The following is a 9,662-nucleotide window of genomic DNA, read 5'->3' as shown; positions in this document are numbered from 1 at the left end:
CGCCCAGATGGCGGCGCCGTTTATCGGGCGGGGTGCCTCAGTCTGCCTGGCAGCGATGGACGGCGGGCTGGCGAATTTGCATCGCTCCGTTGGCGTACTGGGCGAACCCCACTTGTAGCCGGGTGGCGTTGGCGGGGACTTCGAAGGTGGTGGACACCGACACCCAATCGGTGGTGCCCAGATGTGGCTCATGCTCGAACTGCTCGCTGAGCAGCAGGCGGTCGCCGCCCATCACCGGGTCCGGATCGCCGCGCAGGGTGACAACCAGTCCACCGCCGATTTTGAAGCCGTGGGTCACCCCCTCTTCGGTCAGGTCTAGCTTCAGCTCGGCACTGTAGCGCAGCAGGTTGCCCCTCAGTTCCCGTGCCGGCAGCGCCTGGACCAGGCGAAACCAGGGCTGGCTGGCGACCTTGACGATGGAGGCAGTGCCGTCCTTGTAGGTCAGCTCGAAGGATTGCTCCCCCGCGTGTTGCGACGACCTCCAGGGGGGCGCTGCACCGCTGGCATTGGCGGCGAAGTCCGGGTTGCCCAGCAGGTTGTCGCCGCCACAGCGGGCGCTGGCTGCCGGGTTGTCGGGGGGGGATTGGCCGCCGTCGCAGGCGGTACAGAGAAGAGCGGCCAGGGCCGCCATGGGCAGTATTGTTTTCATCCGCCGAAGTATAGGGAGGGCCGGCACCCTGCACCAGCCCCGGAGTGCCGCTCCCTACTGCAATTCCAGTGACTGCTGGCCAATGCCGGCCGGTGTGCCGCGCTGCTGGATGCCGGAGTTGCCCATGTCCGGGCGCGATTCGCTGTTCAGTACAGCTGGCAGGCGATCCAGCAGGTTGGCGCCCCAGTCGTGCTGGGGCAGGGGCGTCAGCAAATCACCCACCTCCACCACCTCGGCAAATCCGAACAGGGGCTGGATGGCCGAGCCGCTGCTGCCGTCTCCGTCCCAGGTCATATAGGCGGCTCCGGACACGCGGTGCTCGCGGTTGAAGCTCACCAGCATGAACTGGCCGGCTATGCGGGCATCACCCCAGTCTACCGAGAGAAAATCGGCCCCCAGGGCGCCGAGGCTGAAGCCCAGGCTGTTCTCGCGGATGCGCCAGTACTCCCAGCCCATGACGTAGCCACTGGGCGTGGCGGACAGGCGCAGTGGCGGGCCGAGGGCGGCCAGCACCTGGCTCATGGTGTGGCCCTGGCGGGGTGCTGCTGTCTCGTCTAGCGGTTCACCCATTTGGTAGTGCCACTGGCTGCAACCCGCGGCTGTAAGCAGCCACAGCAACAGGACAAAGCGCGGCAGGTTATTCATCGCCGTTTACAAAGGTTGAATAGTCGACCAGTTTGTCCTGCTGGTCGAAGATAAACACGGCGCGGTCGTAGCGGGTATTCACCTCAAAGCGGTTGTAGGCGATGAGGATCAGGCCCTCGCCCTTCGCCTGCTCAAACAGGTAGTAGAGAACCGTTTCATCTTCCAGGGCAATGAGCTGGGAGGGCGGGCCCAGGCGTTTAAGTATGTCGCTGCGGGTGGTGGTGCCGGGGGTCAGTGAGCCGAGATTGGCCGGGTCCCAGGTGACTTCCACGCCGCGGCGGTTTTCGTACTGGGCGCAGGCGCCAAGCATTGTGCACAGTAGCAGGACGGTGAGGGTGCGTGTCATATCGTCAGGGCTCCGCAAGAGGTTGTGTGTGAGAAGGGTGGCTGGCAAACAGAAACAGCAAGCATACTGGTTTCAGCTTACGTCCGTTAGCTGCCACCCGGATCAGTTTGCGGGCGATATTTCCCCTGCACGGGAGAAACAGCGCATGCTAGGCTTGTGCCGGTCTGCACAATGCTGAACTCATCGTCATGATTGCAAACTGGTGGAACAATCGCGTACAGCCGCTGGTGGCGCTGGCCGCCGTGCGTCGCCTGATCGCCAACCCGGACGCAACCGGGGAGGTGTTCCGGATTATTGAAGCCCTCAAGGGCGACAGTCTGCAGCGCGCGGTGGCGCGCATGCGCCAGAGCGATTCCGGCCGTGCGCTGCTGGCCCGGCGTACCGATATCATTACCCAGCTCTCTGACCGGGACTACCTGCGCTCGCTGCCCCCCGGCAGCCTGGGCCAGGCTTACCTGCAGTTTGTGGAGAGCCAGCAACTCAGTGCGGATGGCCTGGTCGCAGCCAGTGATGAGGCCCCCCGGCGGCGCAACCTGCCGGCTGAGGAACAGTGGCTGGGGTCGCGTCTCCGGGATATCCACGACCTGCAGCACGTACTCACCGGCTACGGCAGGGATGAACTGGGCGAGCTGTGCCTGCTGTCATTCATGACCGGACAGACGCGCAATCGCGGCATCGATTTCATCGTTTTCATGGGGCGTCGCCAGTTTCGTCGCCAGGCGCCGCAGGTGGATGTGGACGCCTGCGTGGCCGAGGGCGCTGAACTGGCCCGCGGTTGCCAGTGGCTGCCGTCACTGCCGCTGGAAGACTGCCTGGGGAGCTCGCTGGAGTCTCTGCGCTCGGACTGGGGGCTGGCGCCGCCCCGGCGATATCTTGCCGCACGGGCTGTACTCGACGCCAGCGACGCGGCGGGCTCCGGTTCTGCCGCGGTATTGTCCCGCTGATGTTGCCGGCACCCCTGCGGTCCCTTGCCTGGCTGGTTTACCTGTTGTGCTGGTCGGCGGTCCTGGTAGCCATGTTCATGCCCCAGCTCCCGGTGGACATGGAGCACGGTTCGGACAAGGTCGGCCATCTGCTGGCGCTGTTCGGGTTGGCTTTCAGTGGTTGTTTTGCGGTGTTTCCCGGCGCCTGCGAAAAGCGTTACTGGATCTGGACGATTGTTGCCGCGATTGCGCTGGAATGCCTGCAGGGGGCGCTGGTCACGGCGCGCCAGTTCAGCCTGGGCGATATCGCCGCCAATCTGGCCGGCGTCGCACTGGCGGGTGTGACCTGGTGGTGGCTGTTTCGGCAGCGGGTGCTGCCGGCGCGTAGCGGCAGCTAGCCGGGCAGGCGATATGCGACAGGGTGTTCGCCAGCGCTGTTTCAGGATGAGGCCCGGGAGAGCGGCTACTCTGCCGCCTGGTTCGCTTCGGCGATGGCTTCCTCCACCGGGCCAATCAGCGCCGCTGCCCTGGGGTAGCCGGCGTACTGGGCGATGAAAAGCAGTAGTTCACGGGCTTCGTCCGCATTCATTTCGCCGCGCTTGAGGGAGGCTTTCAACTGGATCTTGAAGGTGGTGGGTTCGCCCTTTTCCGCGATGATACCCAGCAGGAGAATACGCTTGTCGCGCATGGCCAGGGTGTCGCGGGTCCAGATTTCGGCGAACAGTTGCTCCAGCATGACATCGCTGAAGGCATAGCCCTCGGGCGGGGTGATGACATCTCCGGCGTATACGTCAGTGATCGTTTCCAGGCCGATTTCGCGGCGGCTTTTTTCGCTCATTGTGTGGCGTTCTCCAGGCAGTTTATGGTTGTTAGTCCAGGGTGCCGAACAGCTTGTCGTACAGCAGCGTGATAGTGGCGTAGTTGCCCCGGTGCATGTTCTCGTGGTGCACATGGTGCTTGGCGGTGATCCACGACAGGCCGCGGAAGGGGAAGTAGGGCAGATCTACAAAGGTGTGATTGATGATGTTGAGCTGGGTGAAGATCACGTAGGTGGCGATGACCGTGGCGACATGAAATGGCCCCAGTACCGCGGCCAGCAGGGCGAGGGAGCCGAGAAAGAGGGCGATGCCGACAAAGGTCTCAACAGGATGCACGTAGTAGGCATCGATGTGCGTGGGCTTGCGCGCCTGGTGATGCACGGCGTGAATCCGGCGCATCCAGCCCTTGCCGTGGAACCAGAAGCGGTGGCAGAGGTAGTAGAAGAAATCGTAGACCATCAGGATGATCACCGCGTCCAGCACTATCCAGCCGATGCTCTCTGCGGTAAAGGTGACACAGAACGGCAGAATCAGCACGAAGAAAGCCAGGTTGGTGAAGGCGCCGATGTTGCGACTGGCCTTCATCACCGGCGGGTACTTGGGCAGGGCCTTCTTCTTGCTGTCCTCGTCCCGGTTGACCTCGCGCATGCGCTGTAGCGCCGGTACCCTGAAAGCGAGCCATTGCCCGACCTTGGTAATCAGCACAACGCCGGCCAGCACGGCCAGCGCCGCCTGCCAGTGATAGTGGCTCGCCAGTGTTGAAAACCAGTCGCTCATAGCTTCGATCTCCGCGGGCTATTTCAGCAGTAATTCCGCCAGTTCCCGGCGCGCGTGGGGGCCGAGTTTTTCCCGCAGGTCACGGGCCAGCTGGCTGATATCCGGGGCTTCCCGGCTGAACACTGAAACTTCAAGCTGCAGCGCGTGATACAGCTTTTTCAATGATGTGCGCAGGCTGTCCAGGGCGTCGGGGCCGATGCTGGCGCGAATCTCGGCTTCCAGCTCGTCGATGCCGATAACCGAGTCTTCGATCAGTTTGCGGCCGAGGCCGGTGAAGCGCAGCAGAACCTGGCGCGCATCGGCGGGATCCTGTTCCCGGTAGATGTAACCCTGCTCCTCCAACTCACCGGCGATGGCGCTGATGGCCTGTTTGCTGACGTTTTGCAGGGCGGCGATCTGCAGGATGCGTCCCCCTTCCGGGCCGATCAGTGACAGCACCTGGCCGAAGGACAGCTTGAGGCCGCCGTGGCCGCGGCGCTGGGTCAGCTCCATCAGGCGCTGGGTGAGATAGTCACTGAAGCGTGGCAGCAGGCCTACCATTGCAGCGCGGCTCTGCTGCAGCTGGTTGAAGTCCGGCGGCAGCAGATTGTGTTGGCCGCAGAAGTCGACCAGGGCAATGACGCTCTGCTTGAGCAGACGCGGCCCTATCAACTTGCCCACTTCGCGTTCCAGTCGCTCAGCGACAGTCACGCCGTGGCGGCGCAGGTCGATACCCTGTTCGGTGAGCACGATGCGCTTGGCGCGGCCATCGTCCGGGTCCGGCGCGCGTTTGATATAGCCAGCGGCTTCAATCTGGTTGGCTGTCTGGTTGGCCGCCTGTCGCGAGATGCCCAGCGCCTCGGCAAGGTCAGTCAGGCGCGTTCCCTCTGGCGGCACCAGGGAAATGTAAGGTTCGTAGTAGAGGCGCAGGCGGTTAAAGCCGTACTCGCCGGTCAGGCGCTCCATTATCTGGCCTTCCAGGTAGCGCGTAATGCCCATCGCCTGCCGCGGGAAGTTGTCGCGGTAGCGGTGCCAGGTTGGGTCGGCGCTGTCGACCAGTGGATTCATTGAAGTCATGGGGCAAAAAAGTAAATATAAATTGACGAAAGGTCAAGTAAAATTGACTAAATACCGGTGCCTGCGATTTGGGGCTGCCCCGGCGCGCCTTGTGAGGCTATGCTGTAGCAACCTGAATGCCAGCCGCAAGCGCGAGCTGGATGGCCAGAATGATAAAACAACAGGAGAAGCTATTGATGTCCAGTGCCCCCACCGTACCAGAGAGCCATCGGCACATTCTTGAAACTGCGGTATTCGCCTATGTCAGCACGATTCGCGCCAAAGACCAGCTGATATCCACCAACCCGGTCGGCTTTGACTGGGATGGGGAAACCTTCCGTTTCAGCACCCTGAAAAGCCGTGTGAAGTATCGCAATATGCAGGCGGATGCCCGGCTGACCGTCTGTGTGATGGACCCGGTCGCGCCCACTCGCTATATCGAATTGCGCGGGCGTGCCGTGCTGGAGGATGACCCGGAAGGCGCCCTGAACCAGAAAATTTTCCGCAAGAACATGGGGCGGGACTTTGACCTGGACGAACCCGATGCAGAGCGGGTGATCGTGACTCTGGTTCTTGAGCAGGTGTCGACGCCGCTACTTTACGGCGGCAAGCTCGATCATATCGGTTCCTGAGTTTCGCCGGCGGCCCGTGCCGCCGGTTTGCTTGCGCTGCGACTGTATTCAGTTTGGCAGGCTATATACCACCAGGGCGTCGCCCAGTAGCTCGCCGAGTTTCTCCGGCCCCTTCGCCCCATAGGCCAGGGGGCCGTGCCCCCCGGCGGCAACGGCCAGGTACTGCTTGCCGTTCTTGCGCAGGCGATAGGTCATTGGCGTTGCCTGGGCCGGCGCCGGCAGTTTGCTCTTCCACAGTACATCGCCACTTTGCAGGTCGTAGGCGCGCAGGTAGCTGTCCAGAGTTGCACCAATAAAAATCAAGCCACTGGCGGTCTGCAAGCTGCCGCCGGTATTGGGTGTACCCCATTCCAGGAAGCGCCCCAGGCCCAGCGGCGACAGTTCCTCCAGGTTACCGAGCGGCTTTTCCCACAGGGTTTCGCCGCTGTCGAGATCGATGGCGGTCAGAACGCCCCACGGCGGCGCAGTGCAGGGCGTATTGTTGGGAGACAGAAAGCCGCCGCGTACCACGACATAGGGCGTGCCCTCCTGGGCGTTGGCGCCCACCAGGTCGTTGCCGTCCAGGCTGTCGGCCTGCTCTCTTGGAATCAATCGTGCGGTATAGGGGACACGCATGGAGTTTACGACCATGATGTTCTCGCGGGGGTTCACCGACACGGAGCCCCAGTTCACACCGCCGCCGAGACCGGGCCACAGCAGGGCCGGCTTTTCCAGCCCGGGCGGGGTGAAAAGACCGCGATAGTCGAATTCACGGAACTGGGCCAGGCAGGCGTCGCGGTCGCCGGGGTAGAGGCCCCAGATATCATCTTCGGTGAGCGCCTGAGGATGCACCGGCCGCGGCAGGGTGGGGTGGGGCTGGGTCGGTGAGGTGCGCTCGCCGGGGACCGTGGACCGGGGTACCGGGCGCTCCTCCACCGGGAACAGTGGGGCGCCGGTTTCGCGGTTGAGCAGGAAGATATTGCCCATCTTGGTTGCGGCAATCACCCCGGGGGTTGTGCCGTGCTGTTCGAACAGCACCGGCTGCGCGGCCACATCCCAGTCCCAGATATCGTGATGTACCGCCTGGAAATGCCACAGAGGCTGGCCGTTGCCGGCGTCCAGCGCCACGACTGAGGTGCCGTAGTAATCCATATCGCCGCGCTCGGGGCCGCCGTAGTGGTCCGGCTGGGAGCCGCCCGTCGGTACATAGATGATGCCGCGCTCGGTATCGGCGGACAGGTTGCCCCAACTATTGGGGGTGGAGCGGGTGAAATCCATACCGGCATTGGCTTGCTCCGCGCTGACTGGCTTCATGCCGGGAGGCACCGGGTCGAAGGCCCACACCAACTCGCCGCTGCGCACATCAAAGGCGCGAATAACGCCGGGCGGGGCATCCACGCGCTGACCGTCCTTGACGAAGGCGCCGGTAATGACCAGGTCGCCAACCACCAGCGGTGCAGACGTGACGTAGTACTCCGCGAGTCGCAGGTCGCCCAGGTTGGCGGTCAGATCGACACTGCCACCGTTGCCAAAATCGGCGCAGGGTTTACCGGTGGTGGCATCTACGGCCAGTAGCCGCGCGTCCAGGGTGCCGGACAGGATTCGCTGGCTGCAGCTCGATGCTTTCTGCGAGTCCTGCCAGTAGGCGACCCCGCGGCAGGACGGCGTATACACCCCGGTGAGGTCCACCTCCGGGTCGTAGGTCCAGCGCTCCGTGCCGGTTTCCGGGTCCAGCGACACAATCCGGTTATAGGGTGTGCAGAAATACATGCTGTCCTGCACCACCAGTGGCGTGGCCTGGAATGCGGTCGCGCCGTGGGTGTCCGTTCCCGCCGAGACGTCGCCGGTATGGTAGACCCAGGCGACTTCCAGTTGATCGACATTGTCCGCGGTAATCTGCTGGAGAGGGCTGAAGCGCTGGCCGGCGGCGCTGCCGCCGATCGCTGGCCAGGAGGCGACAGGCCCGCTGTGATCAGTGGAGGCTGAGTCGCAGGCGGCGAGGGTGAGTGCTCCGCAGCACGCTATCACTGCAGGAAAATCGCTTTTTTTCATGGCTGGCTTCTTATTGAAATAACATACTTTAAGAAATGTTTTGTATGCTAGCATGTCCGCCGTAAAAAGATAAGGAGAGCAGGGCAGATGTGGGACGCGAAATACGACGTTTTGGTGATTGGCAGTGGCGCCGGAGCGCTGACGGCCGCCTGCCGGGCGCGGGATCGCGGCCAGTCGGTGGTGGTGCTGGAGAAGGCGCCCCGCTACGGCGGTACTTCGGCCAGTTCCGGTGGCGGCCTGTGGATTCCGAATAATCACTTGATGCTGGCGGCGGGTATCGACGACAGCGATGAGGATGCCCTAACCTATTTGCAGGCCCTGACCGGGGGCGATGTCGATCCCACCCTGGTAGAAGCCTATGTGAAAGAAGCGCCGCAGATGCTGCGCTATCTGGAAGAGCAGACCCATGTGGCCTTCGAATCCATGGTGCACTACGCCGACTACTACCAGAACCTGGCGGGATCGCGCCCGGGCGGCCGTTCTATCGATCCCTTGCCCTATCACGCCCGCGAACTCGGTGAGGCTTTCCACGCCATGGGCCTGCCCCACATCCAGACCCGGGTCATGGGGCTGATGGGCTATACCAACCAGGAGGGCGCGGTGCTGCTCAGCAAGGCGCCGGGCTGGTGGAAGGTGGTGCTGAAGCTGGCAGTGGAGTACGCACTGGACATTCCGGGCCGGCTACAGGGGCGACGCTCTCGCCGGCTGGTGATGGGCAATGCCCTGGTCGGACGCCTGCGGCACTCGCTGGATGAGCGTGGCATAGGGTTGGAGCTAAATGCGCCTGTGCGTGAATTGCTGGTGGAGCAGGACAGAGTGTGCGGCGTGGTTGTGGACGGGCCCCAAGGGCAACGCCGTATTCACGCCCGACATGGCGTCATCATCGGTGCCGGCGGCTTCGAGCACTCCCAGGCCATGCGCGAGCGCTATTTGCCCGGGCCAACGCGGGCCGAGTGGTCAGCGGCCTCGCCGACCAATACCGGTGATTTGCTAGAGGCAGCCACTGCCATCGGGGCGGCTACCCATCTCATGGATGAGGCGTGGTGGGGCCCGACCATTCGCGTCGAAGGAGAAGACCGGGCGCGCATGCTGTTCACCGAGCGCTCCATGCCCGGCTGCATTCTGGTCAACCGTGCCGGCCGGCGCTTTGTCAATGAATCGGTGGCTTACACCACGGCCGTACAGGCGATGTACAAGCCGGATAACCTGCCCTGCTACGCCATCTTCGACAGCCGCTACCGGCGCGAGTACCCCTTCGGCCCGCTGCTGCCGGGCGCGATGCACCTGGATTTCCTGCAGAGCGCGGGTGTGCGTCGCGACTTGCTGGCCAAAGCCGACAGCATCGCCGCACTGGCGCAGCAACTGGGCATTGATGGAGCCTGCCTGGAGGCGACCGTGCAGCGCTTTAACGGCTACGCCGGCAGCGGGGTGGACGAGGAGTTTCATCGCGGCGAAGACAGTTACGACCTGCTCTACGGGGATGTGAGGCTGGGCCCCAACCCCTGTCTGGCGGCACTGGGGGAGGCGCCGTTCTACGGCATCGAGGTGTACCCGGGGGATATCGGTACCAAGGGCGGCCTGCTGACAGATGCCAGTGCGCAGGTGCTGAATGCCGATGGAGAAGCTTTGGGCGGCCTGTACGCCATTGGCAATAGCGCCGCGTCTGTCATGGGGCGCTATTACCCTGGCGCAGGCGCAACCCTGGGGCCGGCGATGACCTTCGGTTTTATCGCGGCAAATCACATCGCGGACGGCGCCAGTACGCCGTAATTGTAAGGCCAAATTCCCTTGCTAACGCAATGTATT

11 protein-coding genes are annotated in these 9,662 nt (G+C 63.3%); 4 read left to right on the top strand and 7 right to left on the bottom strand.

Annotated features, from left to right (window positions below; all coding sequences use genetic code 11):
* Positions 1 to 37 precede the first annotated feature (37 nt).
* From FVW59_RS11540 to FVW59_RS11530, 3 genes are read right to left on the bottom strand one after another with little or no spacing between them, the layout of a single operon-like run.
* A complete protein-coding gene (locus tag FVW59_RS11540; protein ID WP_148064473.1) occupies positions 38 to 649 on the bottom strand; it encodes a hypothetical protein in 612 nt (203 codons plus the stop codon).
* Positions 650 to 703: 54 nt separating this feature from the next.
* Positions 704 to 1,294, bottom strand: coding sequence for a hypothetical protein (locus FVW59_RS11535; RefSeq protein ID WP_148064472.1), 591 nt, complete (start codon positions 1,292 to 1,294; stop codon positions 704 to 706).
* Entirely contained in the window at positions 1,287 to 1,640 is a 354-nt protein-coding gene (locus FVW59_RS11530; RefSeq protein WP_148064471.1) for a hypothetical protein, read from the bottom strand. The genes FVW59_RS11535 and FVW59_RS11530 overlap by 8 nt, the downstream gene beginning before the upstream one ends.
* 188 nt (positions 1,641 to 1,828) lie before the next feature.
* On the opposite strand from FVW59_RS11530, the gene FVW59_RS11525 reads away from it, so the two are divergent.
* Both FVW59_RS11525 and FVW59_RS11520 read left to right on the top strand, forming a co-directional pair.
* A complete protein-coding gene (locus FVW59_RS11525) occupies positions 1,829 to 2,584 on the top strand; it encodes a Coq4 family protein (protein WP_148064470.1) in 756 nt (251 codons plus the stop codon).
* Entirely contained in the window at positions 2,584 to 2,961 is a 378-nt protein-coding gene (locus tag FVW59_RS11520; protein ID WP_148064469.1) for a VanZ family protein, read from the top strand. The genes FVW59_RS11525 and FVW59_RS11520 overlap by 1 nt, the downstream gene beginning before the upstream one ends.
* 65 nt (positions 2,962 to 3,026) lie before the next feature.
* Here the strand turns inward: FVW59_RS11520 and FVW59_RS11515 are convergent, their stop codons facing one another.
* Genes FVW59_RS11515 through FVW59_RS11505 form a run of 3 tightly spaced genes read right to left on the bottom strand, consistent with a single transcriptional unit; the run spans position 3,027 to position 5,205 of the window.
* Positions 3,027 to 3,401 (bottom strand): carboxymuconolactone decarboxylase family protein, encoded by a 375-nt coding sequence (locus FVW59_RS11515; RefSeq protein ID WP_148064468.1) that lies wholly within the window; start codon positions 3,399 to 3,401, stop codon positions 3,027 to 3,029.
* 31 nt (positions 3,402 to 3,432) lie between these two features.
* Positions 3,433 to 4,158 (bottom strand): sterol desaturase family protein, encoded by a 726-nt coding sequence (locus FVW59_RS11510; protein WP_148064467.1) that lies wholly within the window; start codon positions 4,156 to 4,158, stop codon positions 3,433 to 3,435.
* A gap of 18 nt (positions 4,159 to 4,176) precedes the next feature.
* Entirely contained in the window at positions 4,177 to 5,205 is a 1,029-nt protein-coding gene (locus FVW59_RS11505) for a MarR family winged helix-turn-helix transcriptional regulator (RefSeq protein WP_187275860.1), read from the bottom strand.
* A gap of 158 nt (positions 5,206 to 5,363) precedes the next feature.
* On the opposite strand from FVW59_RS11505, the gene FVW59_RS11500 reads away from it, so the two are divergent.
* Positions 5,364 to 5,825, top strand: a complete 462-nt coding sequence (locus FVW59_RS11500) for a pyridoxamine 5'-phosphate oxidase family protein (protein ID WP_187275859.1) — start codon at positions 5,364 to 5,366, stop codon at positions 5,823 to 5,825.
* Between the two features lie 48 nt (positions 5,826 to 5,873).
* Here FVW59_RS11500 and FVW59_RS11495 read toward each other — a convergent pair whose 3' ends face one another.
* A complete protein-coding gene (locus tag FVW59_RS11495) occupies positions 5,874 to 7,856 on the bottom strand; it encodes a pyrroloquinoline quinone-dependent dehydrogenase (RefSeq protein WP_187275858.1) in 1,983 nt (660 codons plus the stop codon).
* A gap of 87 nt (positions 7,857 to 7,943) precedes the next feature.
* Here FVW59_RS11495 and FVW59_RS11490 point away from each other — a divergent pair, with 87 nt between their 5' ends.
* The gene (locus FVW59_RS11490; protein ID WP_148064463.1) at positions 7,944 to 9,626 is read left to right on the top strand and encodes an FAD-dependent oxidoreductase; all 1,683 of its coding nucleotides are present in this window, start codon (positions 7,944 to 7,946) and stop codon (positions 9,624 to 9,626) included.
* Positions 9,627 to 9,662: the final 36 nt, after the last annotated feature.

This window comes from Parahaliea aestuarii, from assembly GCF_008064635.1.
Lineage (GTDB): Bacteria > Pseudomonadota > Gammaproteobacteria > Pseudomonadales > Halieaceae > Parahaliea > Parahaliea aestuarii.
The sequence above is the reverse complement of the archived record's forward strand: the minus strand, read 5'-3'. Positions and strand labels throughout refer to the sequence as shown.

Coding starts and splice junctions, on each gene's coding strand:
- FVW59_RS11540 (WP_148064473.1), bottom strand. CDS start 649: ATGAAAACAATACTGCCCATGGCGGCCCTGGCCGCTCTTCTCTGTACC.
- FVW59_RS11535 (WP_148064472.1), bottom strand. CDS start 1,294: ATGAATAACCTGCCGCGCTTTGTCCTGTTGCTGTGGCTGCTTACAGCC.
- FVW59_RS11530 (WP_148064471.1), bottom strand. CDS start 1,640: ATGACACGCACCCTCACCGTCCTGCTACTGTGCACAATGCTTGGCGCC.
- FVW59_RS11525 (WP_148064470.1), top strand. CDS start 1,829: ATGATTGCAAACTGGTGGAACAATCGCGTACAGCCGCTGGTGGCGCTG.
- FVW59_RS11520 (WP_148064469.1), top strand. CDS start 2,584: ATGTTGCCGGCACCCCTGCGGTCCCTTGCCTGGCTGGTTTACCTGTTG.
- FVW59_RS11515 (WP_148064468.1), bottom strand. CDS start 3,401: ATGAGCGAAAAAAGCCGCCGCGAAATCGGCCTGGAAACGATCACTGAC.
- FVW59_RS11510 (WP_148064467.1), bottom strand. CDS start 4,158: ATGAGCGACTGGTTTTCAACACTGGCGAGCCACTATCACTGGCAGGCG.
- FVW59_RS11505 (WP_187275860.1), bottom strand. CDS start 5,205: ATGAATCCACTGGTCGACAGCGCCGACCCAACCTGGCACCGCTACCGC.
- FVW59_RS11500 (WP_187275859.1), top strand. CDS start 5,364: ATGATAAAACAACAGGAGAAGCTATTGATGTCCAGTGCCCCCACCGTA.
- FVW59_RS11495 (WP_187275858.1), bottom strand. CDS start 7,856: ATGAAAAAAAGCGATTTTCCTGCAGTGATAGCGTGCTGCGGAGCACTC.
- FVW59_RS11490 (WP_148064463.1), top strand. CDS start 7,944: ATGTGGGACGCGAAATACGACGTTTTGGTGATTGGCAGTGGCGCCGGA.